Source organism: Myxococcales bacterium (assembly GCA_023898405.1).
GTDB lineage: Bacteria > Myxococcota > UBA727 > UBA727 > JABDBI01.
Genome location: CP060221.1, coordinates 1,755,774 through 1,770,487, shown reverse-complemented (window position 1 = coordinate 1,770,487; position 14,714 = coordinate 1,755,774). Strand labels below are relative to the sequence as shown.

General features: G+C 40.4%; 12 protein-coding genes and 1 other RNA gene. 5 read left to right on the top strand and 8 right to left on the bottom strand.

Annotated features, from left to right (window positions below; genetic code table 11):
- The first annotated feature begins 402 nt into the window (after nucleotides 1-402).
- Nucleotides 403-3,141, top strand: a complete 2,739-nt coding sequence (polA, locus tag H6731_08015; protein ID USN50203.1) for a DNA polymerase I — start codon at nucleotides 403-405, stop codon at nucleotides 3,139-3,141.
- A gap of 47 nt (nucleotides 3,142-3,188) precedes the next feature.
- Here polA and H6731_08010 read toward each other — a convergent pair whose 3' ends face one another.
- The 4 genes from H6731_08010 to H6731_07995 all read right to left on the bottom strand — a co-directional run bounded on the left by H6731_08010 (nucleotide 3,189) and on the right by H6731_07995 (nucleotide 7,729).
- Complete coding sequence (locus H6731_08010; GenBank protein ID USN50202.1) at nucleotides 3,189-4,001, bottom strand: hypothetical protein; 813 nt, start codon at nucleotides 3,999-4,001, stop codon at nucleotides 3,189-3,191.
- A gap of 70 nt (nucleotides 4,002-4,071) precedes the next feature.
- Nucleotides 4,072-5,280, bottom strand: a complete 1,209-nt coding sequence (locus tag H6731_08005; protein ID USN50201.1) for a hypothetical protein — start codon at nucleotides 5,278-5,280, stop codon at nucleotides 4,072-4,074.
- 84 nt (nucleotides 5,281-5,364) lie between these two features.
- On the bottom strand, nucleotides 5,365-6,222 hold the full coding sequence (locus H6731_08000; GenBank protein ID USN50200.1) for a Fic family protein: 858 nt from the start codon (nucleotides 6,220-6,222) through the stop codon (nucleotides 5,365-5,367).
- 91 nt (nucleotides 6,223-6,313) lie between these two features.
- Entirely contained in the window at nucleotides 6,314-7,729 is a 1,416-nt protein-coding gene (locus tag H6731_07995) for a patatin-like phospholipase family protein (protein USN50199.1), read from the bottom strand.
- A 258-nt stretch (nucleotides 7,730-7,987) separates the two neighbouring features.
- Here H6731_07995 and H6731_07990 point away from each other — a divergent pair, with 258 nt between their 5' ends.
- Nucleotides 7,988-8,824 carry a 3'-5' exonuclease gene (locus tag H6731_07990; protein USN50198.1) on the top strand — a complete coding sequence of 279 codons (837 nt, stop codon included), beginning with the start codon at nucleotides 7,988-7,990 and terminating at the stop codon, nucleotides 8,822-8,824.
- A gap of 12 nt (nucleotides 8,825-8,836) precedes the next feature.
- Here H6731_07990 and H6731_07985 read toward each other — a convergent pair whose 3' ends face one another.
- From H6731_07985 to trxA, 3 genes are read right to left on the bottom strand one after another with little or no spacing between them, the layout of a single operon-like run.
- Entirely contained in the window at nucleotides 8,837-9,421 is a 585-nt protein-coding gene (locus H6731_07985; GenBank protein ID USN50197.1) for a redoxin domain-containing protein, read from the bottom strand.
- On the bottom strand, nucleotides 9,421-10,257 hold the full coding sequence (locus H6731_07980; GenBank protein USN50196.1) for a hypothetical protein: 837 nt from the start codon (nucleotides 10,255-10,257) through the stop codon (nucleotides 9,421-9,423). The genes H6731_07985 and H6731_07980 overlap by 1 nt, the downstream gene beginning before the upstream one ends.
- Before the next feature lie 54 nt (nucleotides 10,258-10,311).
- On the bottom strand, nucleotides 10,312-10,644 hold the full coding sequence (gene trxA / locus H6731_07975; protein USN50195.1) for a thioredoxin: 333 nt from the start codon (nucleotides 10,642-10,644) through the stop codon (nucleotides 10,312-10,314).
- A 133-nt stretch (nucleotides 10,645-10,777) separates the two neighbouring features.
- Between trxA and tsaB the strand changes: the two genes are divergently transcribed.
- Together tsaB and rnpB are read left to right on the top strand one after the other, a co-directional pair.
- A complete protein-coding gene (tsaB, locus tag H6731_07970) occupies nucleotides 10,778-11,458 on the top strand; it encodes a tRNA (adenosine(37)-N6)-threonylcarbamoyltransferase complex dimerization subunit type 1 TsaB (protein ID USN50194.1) in 681 nt (226 codons plus the stop codon).
- Between the two features lie 200 nt (nucleotides 11,459-11,658).
- An RNA gene (gene rnpB / locus H6731_07965) (RNase P RNA component class A) lies at nucleotides 11,659-12,086 on the top strand.
- Nucleotides 12,087-12,149: 63 nt separating this feature from the next.
- On the opposite strand, the gene H6731_07960 is transcribed toward rnpB, so the two are convergent.
- Nucleotides 12,150-12,839, bottom strand: a complete 690-nt coding sequence (locus H6731_07960) for a thioredoxin domain-containing protein (GenBank protein USN50193.1) — start codon at nucleotides 12,837-12,839, stop codon at nucleotides 12,150-12,152.
- A 389-nt stretch (nucleotides 12,840-13,228) separates the two neighbouring features.
- Here H6731_07960 and H6731_07955 point away from each other — a divergent pair, with 389 nt between their 5' ends.
- On the top strand, nucleotides 13,229-14,650 hold the full coding sequence (locus H6731_07955) for an amino acid permease (protein USN50192.1): 1,422 nt from the start codon (nucleotides 13,229-13,231) through the stop codon (nucleotides 14,648-14,650).
- Nucleotides 14,651-14,714: the final 64 nt, after the last annotated feature.

Here is a 14,714-nt window from a genome sequence, read left to right as displayed (position 1 = left end):
TTCTTCCTAAATTAAAAATATTTGTGCTCAAGAAAATTTATGTTGTTTTCTGACAGCTTAGAAAATGAGCGGCAAGAGGTTTATGCCTAGGACTATAATTTTCTATTAACTATCAAAGTATTAGCCCTGATTGACACCTATTAGTTTATAGATAGCATAGGACCACTATGAAAAAGATACTATTACTACCAACCATCTATTTAGCATCAGTAACTTTTATATCTTTTACTGTTTTAATAAAGCCATTTCTAAAAAAAACAAAAAACAAAAACCAAGATTCATATAAAAATCTTCAAAAATTTTTCTACCTTTCTAAAAGATAAAAATAGCTTTACTGCCCTTTTGTCATCCTAAAAAGTCCGTGCTAGCTCGGCTTTGTCTTTTACTTTTTGGGATAAAATTGTGACTAAAGCAAAACTCGACGATAATACCGTCTATTTGATTGATGGTTCAGGCTATATTTTTAGAGCCTATTTTGCCGTGCGCTCACTTCACTCGAAAAAAGGTATTCCTACCAACGCTGTTTATGGTTTTACCACTATGCTCTTAAAATTATTGCGGGAGCATCAACCAAAACTGCTGGCCATTGCTTTTGATCGCAAAGAGCCTACTTTTCGTCATAAAATTTATGATGGCTATAAAGCCAATCGTCCTGAACCGCCAAAGGATCTTGTCCCTCAGTTTGATTTAATTCACCAAGTTGTCGATGCCTTTAATATCAAACGCCTGAGCATGGCTGGATTTGAAGCAGACGATCTGATTGGAACAGTAGCAAAAAAATATCGCGATTTAGGGCACGAAGTAGTCATTGTGACAGGAGATAAAGATCTCATGCAGCTGGTGGGCGATAATATTTTCTTGCTCGACGAGCTAAGAGCCAGTCGCAACGGCACTGAAGAACTTATCAACAGCCAAGAAGTTAAAAATCAGCTCGGGGTTTCACCTGAACAAGTGATAGACCTACTCGCTTTGGCTGGGGATACGTCAGACAATATTCCTGGTGTTGCCGGAATCGGTAAAAAAACTGCTGTTGAACTCATCAATGAGTTTGGCCCCTTGGAAAAAATTCTCGAGATGGCTCCTCTCATAAAACAAAAATCACGTCGAGAAAAAATAATTGATGGCCATAATATGGCACTTTTATCAAAAAAACTTGTACAGATTGACTGCGACGTCGATATTGATTGTTCACTATCAGATCTCAAATACGATGGCATCGATCAAAAAAGAGCCAAAGAGCTTTTCACCGAACTTGATTTTAGTCGTTTGCTTCATGATAAGTATCTTTTTAGCCATGCAAGCGAGCATGCTTCTGCATCGTCAAAAGATGCCAACGTGGATCGCTCACTTTACCGTTCGGTATGTAGAACTGAAGAGCTCGATAAACTTCTGCGCGATATTGCGCCCGTGAAAAAAATAGCTATCGATACAGAAACCGATAATATCAATGCGATCAATGCGCACTTGATTGGGATTTCTCTTGCTTGGGGAGATAACAATGCTGCCTATATTCCTGTGAATCACGAGCCACAGGCAATACCATCACAAATTGATGAAGCCTATGTAAAAGAAAAAATATCCCTTCTTCTTTCAGATCCAAATAAAATTTTTGTGGCGCAAAATGCCAAATACGACTACACAGTGCTTTTGCTCAACGGTTATGGAAATCTTGCTATTGGCGGTGATCCAATGTTGCAAAGCTATTTGCTTCACCAAGACAATGAGCGCCACAATCTTGATGACTTGAGCCAAAAATATCTGGAACATAAAACCATAAAATACCAAGACATCACCAAGAGTGATAAGACAAGCATTTCTTTTGCCCAAGTGGATTTAAAAAATGCCACTGAATATGCGGCAGAAGATGCAGACTTAGCGCTTAGACTAGAAAAAACTTTGCTTTCTGATGTTGAAAAAGAAAAACTTTCAAAACTTTATTTTGACGTTGAGCTTCCCCTCGAGCATGTACTCGCTCACATGGAAATTCAAGGCGTTAAGATTGACACACACAAACTAGAAATTTTGGATCGTGAGCTTAATGAGCAACTCGTCTCACTTGAAGAAAAAGCATATTCACTGGCCGAAAAACCTTTTAATTTGGCAAGCCCCAAACAGGTTGGGGAAATTTTATTTGATCATCTTAAACTTCCTGTGGTCAAAAAAACCAAGACAGGATTTTCTACCGATGTTTCTGTGTTGGAAAAATTATCGGAAGCTCATGAACTGCCAAAAATTTTGCTTGAACATCGCACCTGCTCCAAACTTATCAATACCTATGTCAACACTCTTCCCAAACTTATCAATGAACGCACTGGAAGAATTCACACTTCTTACAATCAATTTGTAACTGCTACTGGTCGGCTTTCATCGAGCGACCCTAACTTGCAAAACATTCCTGCTCGCACTGCGGAAGGAAGACGCATTCGCCAAGCTTTTATTGCCGAGCCTGGTAAGGTAATTATTTCGCTCGATTATTCTCAGGTAGAACTCAGGCTCTTGGCCTTGGTAAGTCAGGATCCAGTACTGCTTGATTCTTTTGCCAAAGATGAAGACGTCCATCGACGTACCGCAAGCGAAATATTTGACGTCCCCACTGATGAGATAACAAAAGAGCAAAGAAGCGCCGCTAAAACTATCAACTTTGGTTTACTTTATGGTATGGGTGTTCATAAACTAGCAAGCACACTGTCAATCTCTCGAGAAAAAGCTAAAAGCTATTTGGAAAAATATTTCATCAAATATGCAGGCATTTTGCGTTGGAAAGAACAAGCTTTGGCCCAAGCTCATAAAGAAAAAATGGTGCGCACATTGTTTGGCAGAAAACGTTCCTTAGAGGAACTTGCTTCGAGCAACAAAATGCTCATTGCTCGAGGAGAACGTTTAGCTATCAATACTCCTATCCAAGGAACTGCTGCTGATATTATTAAGAAAGCTATGATCGATACCGATAAATTTTTACAAACCTACCCTGATGTTCATCTCATCATGCAGGTTCACGATGAGCTGGTGATAGAGGCTCCCAAAAAAGATGCGCCTATCATCGCAGAAAAAGTTGCTCAAATTATGCGACACGGACATGGATTAGATGTGGATCTTAAAGTCGACTTTGCTATTGGAGACAACTGGGAGGCAGCCCACTAAGTGAGCTGCGCCCAACTGCAGCATATATTTTTTTGCAAGCAATTTATTTACTTTATCGCTTCCATCAAACGCTTAAACACCAAATCACTGATGTCTGGATAACGAAGCTCTTTATCAATATCTTTTATTCTTTCATCAATTTTTTTGTACTTCTCAGCCAAATCCTTTTTATCTGTGGTCAACAGCTTTTGAAATTCTTCCCTAAGCGTAGCGTAATCTCTTACTTTGGAAAGATAAGGATTGTCTAAGATGTCTTTCACTCTTTTTACTTTATCTTTTGCAAGCTTTAAAATGGTTTCGTAATCCCACTTAACATCAGGATTGCCTCCGGGTTGATAGTCCCCAAGAAATTCATCATATAATTGGCGATGCGGATGTGTTTTTTTCGATGGATCTGTTATCAATTTCACCCAATCAGCATTGGTTTTTGGAAAATCTGCATTACTTACTGCGCTCTCCAGCGTCACAACAAAATTTTCGGTCTTTCCTATATTTTGTAATATCTCATTTTTTTTACGGCCATTGGCACTTTCCGCATCAGCTTTAAAAAAAATTTCATGCTTTTTGGCCCAATCGTATGCTATTTTGTTAGCTTCTAACTTACTAAGTTCTTCTTTAAGCTTTTCTTGAAAAGCTTTGAGTTCATTTTTTCTCTGTTCAGATTTTTGTTTTTCTAAGTTTGGCTTAGGCACAACAGGCTTGGTGATTGACTGAGGATCTTTATCGACATTTTTGAATATATCTTCTTCGATTCTAGCTCCATCTTCCAAAGATATATCTTTTGTTTCAGTAAATTCATGATCTTGGCCACAAGCTACAAACACAAATGGCAAAACAAGAACTAATGCTAATTTGTTCATAGTCTTCCTTTATAATTTTTTATGACAAACCAGCCTGAGGCTGGTTTTGTTCATAAAAACTATATCGCCACTACATATTTTTCTTTACAGCATCGATAGCCCTATCAAAAAGTTGTTTTATAGATCCACTAACACTTTGATCGACCATCTGCTCTGCATCGGCCCAGTGCTTGTCACTTTGATCAAATATCCAACTATCAAATTGGGCTCTTGTCACATTCATGTCCAATAAATAGATATTGATCACAACGCCACCGCTTTTAATTTGTGCATAACCATTTTTAATTCCGATATCATCACGAAATTTTTGATTTTTATAATCAGCGATTGATCCAGAACCATTATCAAAAACCACAATATTATGTTCGCTATTATTTTGATTTTTAAATTGCAAAAGATAATCAATCACCAAAGGCAAAGGTGAGTTACCATCGCTCAGATCTTTGCGAATAAGAAATCCGTCAACGATAGGTACTTGCTTAGCAGCTACTGTTAGTGCTTGGCGTTTAAAGAGGCTTAGAGATGTAATATCTCGTGGTATTAAATTGGCAAATCCACCTAACAAACTGCTTACGGATAACTGAAAATTTGAGCTATTTACTATGCCATCTATCACACGCGCTCCTGCAGGATTTCTATGGGAGCATATTTGGGGAAGTTTAATGCTTGGAGCGCCATAACAATAAGGATTAGCATCAACACTAGCAACAAAAACAAAGCGATCCTGTCCTTGATCAGAAAATTTCTTTTCTCCTATATTTGCTTTTAATGCTTTTTCAAATGCTTGTCTTCGTTGACCATCTTCATCCAGCGCTAACCTTTTCAAAGCATCAATCTGTCCCTGGTCGCCAAAGAGCAAAGGCATGGCGTTAGTTATAAGTGAATCTTTGGTCGGAAAGGCTTTGTCGACATCTCTTTTAAAATTTTCTAAAGCCTTATCACCTTGGCCAGTCATATATAAACTTGCCGCTAAAGCACCGCCAGAGAGCCCCCAATAAAGGTCAAAAAGCTCAGGGATTTTTTTTCCTGCTGCCTGTTCAAATTTTTTGCTTAAATACAAAGAGGTATAAGCATTAAGCCCTCCTCCTGGTGCAACAGCGATATTATAGGAGCCGGCCTGAGATTGCCGATTATTTTTGCTATTCTTTTGGTTTTCAGAATTTTTTTGTTCATTGCCTGTACTGCTGTCACCACTGGACTTAGAGCTTCCTAAGGGCCAATCCCCACAAGCTGATAGTCCTACAATAAAGAACATACTAAAAAAAATTTTTTTAAACATTGGTTTTATCCTGTCATTACCATACTCCTGCTGAGTTTAGAGTATGCAAGCTATTTTTCAATAGCTGTTTTAACATTTTATAAACTAAGGGACTGCTCGCTCATACTCTTTTGTTTTTTTATAAAAAATTCGGCCAGTTGAACGGGAAAGGTCGATTTCTTTAATAAAATTAGCCCGAGAATCAAGTGCAGCATCAATACTGTCTAGTAGTAAAAGTCGCAATGATTCAGGACCTTCCTTGAGGGTCTCATAGTATTGCTGCCGATCACTTCCATGAATAATCGCTAGCTCATAGCCGCCTTGCATGAGAAAACTATTCATAAAAAGACGCCCAACCTTGCCACATCCATCTAGAAAGGGAAAAATTTGCATAAAATAAAAATGAAAGAGCACCGCCTGATTAATGGGATGCTGTGTACGAAATTCAGGATCTCTGGTTTTTTCACATAGCTCTAAAAGACGATCTTTAATCTTTTCTGGCTCACAGAGTTCATGAAAATAAGCGATATGAAGAGGAGTTTGACAACGCAGTTGGCCAGGCTCTTTTCTTGGTACGCTCGCAAATAAAGCTTCGTGAGTTGCCAAAATATTCTCTATGGTAACCTCAGCTGAACGATAGACTGCACTGTTATGCCTTACTCTGGCCGCATGATTAATAAATTCCTGCAGTTTTTTTCGATGATTACGGATTTCCTGCAGTACCCTGCTGCGAATATACTGAGCATCGGTATCGGTGCTAAAAACAGAACTTATTTCATCACCGCTCACCACTAAACCTTCAAGCGCTGAATCGTGAAAAATATATGCTTGAGCACAAATTTCATTAAATGCATGTTGTTCTTCGGGCTTGAGTGTATCCAACTCCATTCGCAATTGTTCGGTTTTTTCTTCTATTGAGTAGAAACGCTCCCTCACATCAAAATCATCAAAATCGAAAACCATTTGCCCCCCGAGCAAAAAGTGAGCGTATTTATTTTACGCTGTACACTAATGGTTTTGTTGAGTTTGAAACGAACTTGTTTTAAAAAAAAATTTAATTCTTTATCAGGCTTTCTTTAAGCCAACTTGGATCTGGGATAGGACCAACCATTTTACGAATAAAAGGGAGATGAGCCGAAAATTCCCTATGGCCATGATCAATGGCGTACTGAAAAGTTTTCTTTGTAGGTACCAAATTTATAGGAGAAAGTACTTCCCGAAAAAAAATAGTTAAGTCTGAAGCTTCATGCCCTACTCTGCTATTTTCTGTTGCAAAACGCATCAGGGGATAAAAAAGAATATGCCGATTAAATCCTGGACTAAAACTATCGAGCGCCAAAGCAAATGGATCGTAGCCATCGCATATCCCCTCGGCCACAGCATTGATAGCTTCCTGCATAGGCAAATTGTCGACAAAACCACCATCAATTAAGCGAAAAATACCTTCTTTAGCAAAAAGATTGCTCACCAAAGCAATCATACGAGGGTCGTTTCTCATAATGTCATAATGAAAGATACCTGGAATAGCGGCCGAAAAACCTATGGCATCAAGTACATCAAACTCCGCTGTCAGTTCATCTCCTCCAAGATAAACAGCTTTGAGAGGTTTTTGAGCGAAATCCAAAATTAGAGAAATAACAGATTTACTTTTCCTACTTTTTTCTTTGGGGTTTTCATCAAACGCATGCGCATAAGCAGCCAACTCTTCATCATATTCTTTTGACTGAGAGCAAAGACCTGCTACACATACCCTTAAAGGTATTTCAAGATCCTTAAGACGCATGAACCTGTCTTCGTATTCAAATTCGTGCCCCACTACATCCCGCAAATATAACCTGAAGGTGGCAGGTACGCCAAACCGGCTTGGCCCCGAATAACTCTGTGCAATTTTTCCCCATGAAGTTTTCTCTACTAGCGCATCAACACCATCAAAAGAAAAGTGCTTGGTTCGAGCTCGGTATGCTCCCAATATTGCTCCCATCGATGAGCCACTGATGACACTTGGAGTAATGCCGCTTTCTTCAAGAGCGTAAAGAGCACCAACAAAAACAAATGCAGTTCCTCCTCCACCGCTCATAGTCAATGCCAAAGGCCGTCTTCGTACTGCTTCGTCCAAAATTTCCGGAGTGAGCAGTGAAAACAACGACAATAAATCTCTGCGCTCTTTTTTAGCCAATACGGTAATACTCGGAAGAAGCTCTTTAATTTTTTCTTTGTTGATCCCGTTAAGCAATGCTTCAGAAAGTAAGGCATACAATTCAGCTCGATAACGATCGCTGGCATGCCCTAAAGAAATGTCAGGATTTTTAATTCGTGTTAAACGGGCAAGCGACAACGCCCACCGCAAAGACGCGCTATCATGAGTATCAAGCCAATCAGGTTCATCGCAGAGTAGGCGCACAATTTCACATTCAATTTGTTGGATTCTTCGACGTAATTGCCTACTAGCTCCATCGTTTAGATGTCCCATAAGCTATCCTTACTTATCAATTCGATTTGATAAAACTGATCTTCTTCCACCAAAACACAGGCCTTCGGTCTAGTATAGGCTCAGTTTTTCTAAGTTGCTAGAAGATGTACTCTTTCGAAAAGGTCAAATATTTTAACCAATAACCTGGTCTACAAGAATCCATCAATATTTTATCGTAGATTGACTGGACAAGGGATATATCCAAGGCTTTAGCAATGTAGTATAGGGCTTCTTTAAATTTTCATTGAGGAGAATAAAATGGGCGTTCACGGCCAATTAGGTTTATTTTCAACTGAATCAGCACAGCAGACATCGGTCATGGAAAATGCTCCTGTAACAAGCGCTTTATCTCTCGAAGTCACTTTTAATAACTCTCCCTCAGAAAATAAGCTCAGTCCAATTTTGGAATCTATTCGAAAGGAAATAGCTAAAATCAATGGAGAGTTAAAAAATTTTTCTCTTGTGGAAGAAAAACCTTGGTTTAAAAAAACATTCATTGCTCTTGATGTAGAGACTACAGGCCTCGATGCTGCCTCCTGCCGTGTAATTGAGCTCGCTATGGTTCCATTCAATGCATCATCAAATAATAACTTTTCTCAATTATTTTCTACTGGCGAGCCTCTTCCGCCCGAAATAACACGAATCACTGGTATAAGTGATGAAATGCTTGATGGACAACCTCATTTTGGTGCAAAAGCACAACAGATTTTAGAACTTCTCAAAGATGCAGATTTTATCGTAGCCTACAATGCAAAGTTTGATCGCCCCTTTTTAGAGTCTGAACTAGCGCGTGTAGATATGGCTTTGCCGGATATCCCCTGGGTAGATCCATATATTTTTATTTGCGAACTGGATCGCTATAAGAAAGGCAAGAAACTAGTTGATGCTGCTCAAAGATGGGGCGTCACACTCAACAATGCTCACAGAGCACAGGCTGATGCCCAGGCCGCTGGAGAGTTGTTGCAAAAGATAAGCAATAAAATTGAAGCTGTTACTTTAGCCAATCTTCTTGAACAGCAAAAAATACTGAGCTGGAAACAAGCCCACAGCATGGCCGAATACAAAAAAGCCAGTGCTTGGTCTATAAATCGATAACAGAATTCAGAGCTAGTAAATCGCACAGCCAAACATGGGAGATGTTGGCACGCTGATGGGTTTAGCGCCTATAAATTGCTCGAGGGCATCTTCCAAATAAGCAATACGCCCAGATTCACCAACATCACGCTCGTTATCGATCCATCCCATGAATTGAACACGCCCTCTTTGATCAATAAGAATTGCTGTGGGTGTTCCCTTAGCTCCCAAGGCTTTTGCTATCACAGCATTATTATCACGCATCAAAGTAAGGGGAATTTGACGTTTGTTGTATTCATTCTTTACCCTTTCAAAGGATTCATTAGTATTGCTCGAAAGGTGTAGAAATTTTATTCCATGAACCCGATAACGCTCGTTTAGATCGATGACTCGCTTTTGATATCTTTTTACGCACGGACATGCTGTTTGCCAAAAAACCAAAACAGTTCCACGGTTTTTTTTATAGAGCTTAGAAAGACGATGAAACGAACCATCCGCTGCCTCTAAAGCAAGCGATGGAGTGTCGAGCTCAACAGAGCGCACACGATCAAGTTTTACATGATAGGCAGCTTGACATCCGGTCAAAAAAATTAGCAAGAGCAAAGATATCTTTTGCATTAAAACACTCCAACGCGCATACCTAAGCGCATAAAAATTTCGCTATTGGTGTTTTTTCCTAAACCATAAATCGGCATGTCAGCCCCCAGAGAACAGTTAAGTGTCATATGACTATGAAATTTCCATGCATAGACACTACTAAGACTTATCTTACGATTGGAAGAATTGCGCACTCGTTTAGCATCGTAACGAAAGGGTTCATTAAAGACAGCGCTCAAGCCAAAGCTCAGCTGGTGCATTTCAATTAACGGAAAAGATACATTTATCGACGGAGCATGCGTAGGACCGTGAGCATAACCATGCTTTTTAAAGAGTCGTGTTTCAAAGCTGTAGGTATAAGCAAATGTCCATAAAAATTTCCCAAGACTTTTTTCTACGTTGGCCCCCAAACTCAAAAGCCAAACGCCCGCCCCTGTGGACCCATTTGCTGAAAACTCAGCATTTTTTTCGCTACTCGTTCCTGTAGGCATCTGTAATGTCGAAAATAAGTTTAATCCAGGCCAATGCAAAAAATAGTTTTCCTTCACAATGGGCCAGCGTGCCCCCAGACTGAGATCTGCTAAGGCAGAAATAGTCTCTTTCGAACTTATTTTTGTACGGACAGGCAGCTTAATGAAAGGAAGGAAAAATGGAGCGAGGCGAGTCATCACTTGAAGCTCATGATTGAATTGCCACACAGGCAATGGCTCAGCTACTCCCGCCCTAAAACGAGTACTTTCGTTAAACTGACCAACAATATAGTGCGCGTCATGCGAAAGCTCTATCAGTGCTCTTTCATAAGGCAACAAACGGCCAATGCCACCGCTCGATCCCGATGCACAGCATGAGGCTTTCACGGAAGCATTCCACAACAAAACAAATAAAATAGCGCTTAGCCTTAAGATTAACATCTAGATATGAGACTTAATGAGAGCGTCAATCCGATCTTTTGATACCGCTCCAACCATCTGCTCTACCACTTGGCCATTTTTAAATAGCAATAAGGTTGGTAGCGCTCTGATACCCAAATTACCTGCAGTTTGAGGTTGTTCGTCAACATTAAGCTTGGCCACAACCGCCTGACCATTATATTTGCTTGCAAGATCTTCTAAGTGTGGAGCTATTGCGCGACATGGAGCACACCATGCAGCCCAAAAATCCACCAAAACAGGCACGTTTTGTTGTTTTACTTCTGCATCAAAATTTGAATCGGTAAGTGTTTTTATATGGGGATTATCAGACATAATGACCTCGGGTTAACTGCTGCAAAAGTAGGTGGGAAAAATATGCTCTGCAAGCCCCCCTTAATCGATTTATGATGGGCATTGACCAAAAAATTATAAACTATACAAAAAATAACTAAATGGGATTATGCCAATGACTATCAATCAAAATATCATACTCGCTATCGACACTGCATTTGAGCACGGGAGAGTAGTGGTCTTCACCCAAGACGGCCTTATTTTAAGCGACCACTCTCTTGAGCATAAAATGTCACACAGCACAGCCTTGTGCGGCACCTTAGAAACAGTTCTAAGAAATTTAAATGGCTACTCATTAAAACTTGTGATGACAGGTTTGGGGCCAGGATCTTTTGTGGGCCTTAGAATAAGTCTAGCTACGGCCTTGGGTTTCGCCTTTGGACGCTCGATCCCTATCATGGGCTTTTCTTCATCTTTGGCCTTAGCCTACTCCTGCGATAAATTGCATGACAGCTCTTCAGTCATCACTAAAGCAAGCGGCAATCTTGTGTACTTCAGTGGCTTTAGCAAAAAAGATTCACAATTGTATCAATATTCTCAAACTTTGGTTGTGGACAAAAACGAAGCCCTCAAGCATGCTGCCTCGTCATCACTTGTCATTTCTGATCAGGATAGTGGCCCGCAATCTCTCACTCTTCTTGGACCCAGCTCAAGCGGTGTGGTGCATGCCTGTCTCGATCGAGTAAACGAGTTTGGCATCATTGATGAAAGTGAAACCATCAAACCCAACTATATAAAACCCCCAAGCGTATCGACTTCTAAAAAATCTCCCGTCTGCGTGCAATTTGAGATCTAATCCTGCAGGCATTTTAGTAGATAGTACGGGTGCATAGGCTGAATAAATTCAATAAAAAAATTTTTTCAGATATTCTCAGACGTTATATTTTTTTTAGGCAATAATTTCCATTTAAAATCACTGTGTTAGGCATTTTTTTTAAATTCATGGCAGATAGGAATTGGATTTTAGAAAAAACCTGGCATAGCTTAGGAATTGCCGTAGAAAAAGAGGTGGACGCTGAGTGCATTTGCACTTGGAGGAAAGTCCGGGCACCATAGGGCGCGGTGCCGGCTAACAGCCGGTCAAGGCGACTTGAAGGATAGTGTCACAGAAAATAAACCTCCGCTATGCCGATACTTGCGACCGATGTTTCGTCTCCTCTGGGTATCGGATCACCAAGCGGAAAGGGTGAAACGGTGTGGTAAGAGCACACCGCGCATTTGGAGACAAATGCGGCACGGTAAACCCCACCCGGTGAAAGGTCATGGGGAAATCTGGGACGAAAGTTCCACACGCTGCCCGCGTGATAGATTTCTAAGGAGACCGCTCGAGGGCATTGGCAACAATGCTCCCAGATGAATGTCCATCCATCGCTGTTCAGCAATGACAGCGCGGACAGAACCCGGCTTATTACTTTTCTACGACAATGTGATGCCTCGGAGTATGCGAATACCGCCGAGGTTTTTTATTTATTTCCAATAAATTCGCACTACGAACTTGGACTGATTGCACGTTCGTTATAATTTTTAACCGCCATAATAAATCGTTTTAAGCTTGCTCGCTTCATTGGTCCCCGATAAATATGACCTCCCACAAAAATTTCACCTACTTTGGCAACATTTCTCACCTTGCGCATTGTAGTAGCATCACTCCTCAATAGGTGCATAAATTTGCTTTCGTTTTCAAGCATATCTTGGCTAAAGCGCTGGCTATCGAGTCCTATTTCTTGTGCTGCTTTGATGTAAATGGAGTCATCTATTTCGCCATCAGCATCAAACAATTTTTGTGACATGCGCCAAAAAAAATGTTTGCCTTGCAAACCTGACGCTAGGGCTGCCTTGGCCGCTTTGATACTCTCTTGTCCTCTAGGATAATGGCGAAACGAAATACGTATAATAAGCTTAAGTTGCTGATCGGCTAACAACTCCTTTAAAACACGAAAACTACGTGCACTATGGGCACTTAAGTAGTCAATAAAAACCACTACGGGAACACGAGCATTGGGATCACCATGCACATGCTTTCCCTCATCAATGGAAAAAAGCATGCGACGTTGAGTCTTTTGAGCATCTACCTTTGTTGTATCAGCCTGAGAAGGAATTTTTTGATTTACTGGTAGTTGCTGCCTGCAAGATGAAAATATTAGTCCGTATAAAATCAAAGCCAAAAATAATCGCATAATTTTACCTTATTTAACAACAGCACTGATACTACTAAAGCATTCGCTGTTTTCAAGGCGTGTAGAGTTGCTATACCACCCCCAGAAATTAACCAAGCCTTTAATCTATTCCTAGGCCTTGCTGTGCTGCGGGTGTTCAGAAATTAAAAGCTTGGTTAATTTCTAAGAGTGGTATCACCTTGAGGTCTATTTTTAGTAAATATCTTGGGCAGTTGTAGCAAAATTCATTTCTCCTATTCTTTAAAAAATAAAAATAAAACGAAATTAAAATTAAAATACACCATCATTAAATTCAAATTTTCCCCCACTTATTTCAAATGATTTCAATCCAACTTTCTCATATAAAGTATAGTTACAAAAAGAAACCATATTAAATAGGACCTAAATATATGAGTCTTTTGCGAACAAAACCTATTGGTTCCACCGACGGTGAAGGATCATTAAAACGCTGTCTCGGTGCAATGGATGTAACATTTTTAGGAGTAGGGGCAATTATTGGCGCTGGTATCTTTGTGATAACCGGTGTTGTAGCCGCAACCAGCGCAGGCCCTGCAATTATTTTAAGCTATATTGTGGCTGGTCTTGCCTGTGTTTTTGTAGCACTTTCTTATGCGGAATTGGCCGCAAGCATTGGTGGATGCGGAAGTGCATATGGCTATGCCTATGCTGGACTCGGCGAATTTATCGCTTGGATCATCGGGTGGGATTTGTTGCTTGAATATGGGCTTGGTATTTCTACTGTTGCTATCGGCTGGTCGGGCTATGTTTCAAATGCCTTAGCTTCCATGGGAATATCGCTTCCCGTAGCTCTTAGTAAAAACTTTTTTGAAGGTGGCATCATCGATTTACCAGCTTCTCTCATTATATTGCTACTTGCTGTTTTATTAAGCATTGGTACCCGTGAAAGTACGCGCTTTAACACCGTGATTGTATTCGTCAAACTTTTAGCTATTGCAACATTTATTGGTGTTTCTTTTACTCACGTCGATGGACAACACTGGCAAAGTTTTATGCCTTTTGGCTGGCATGGAGTAATGCAGGGTGCAGCTTTGGTATTTTTTGCTTACATTGGGTTTGATGCTGTTTCAACCGCCGCAGAAGAAACCATTAACCCACAAAAAAATCTTCCCATAGGAATTATTGTATCTCTCTTTGTCTGCACAGCAATTTACATGATGGTATCGGCCCTACTCACCCTGATAGTTCCTTACACATCATTGAATGTTAAATCTCCGGTAGCGGAAGTTTTACTTAACCTCGATCACCCGATTGCTGCAGGCTTTATTTCTGCAGGAGCCATTGCAGGTCTCACTACAGTGATGCTGGTTCTCTACTATGGATTCTCGCGAATATTCTTAGCTATTTCTCGGGATGGATTGCTCTCGCAGCGCTTTGCCAAAGTCCATCCAAAAACAAAAACTCCTGTCTCCATCATCATGCTTAGCGGTGTTTTTATGTCCATCATCGCAGGACTAACTCCTATTGGTAAACTTGCGGAGATGGTCAACATTGGCACACTTGCCGCATTTATTCTCGTGTGCAGCGGAGTGATCGTTCTAAGAATAAGTAAGCCTGAAATGCACAGACCTTTTAAACTTGGATTTCACCCTTTCATCCCCGTTATGGGAATTATTTTTTGCCTCTATCTAATGGTGAGCCTGCCCGCTGAAACATGGTTAAGATTCATCGTATGGATGGTGGCAGGAATAATGATCTATGCTTTCTACGGCTATAAAAATAGTCTGCTCAATCGCTCAGCATCCTCAGCTGACCAAGGTGTCAACGTGCAAAATACAGAAGAAACGTGCTAGGCTTTTAATACAAAATCCCAGAATTTAACTGAGCCTTTAATTTCTGAACACCCGCAGCAAAGCG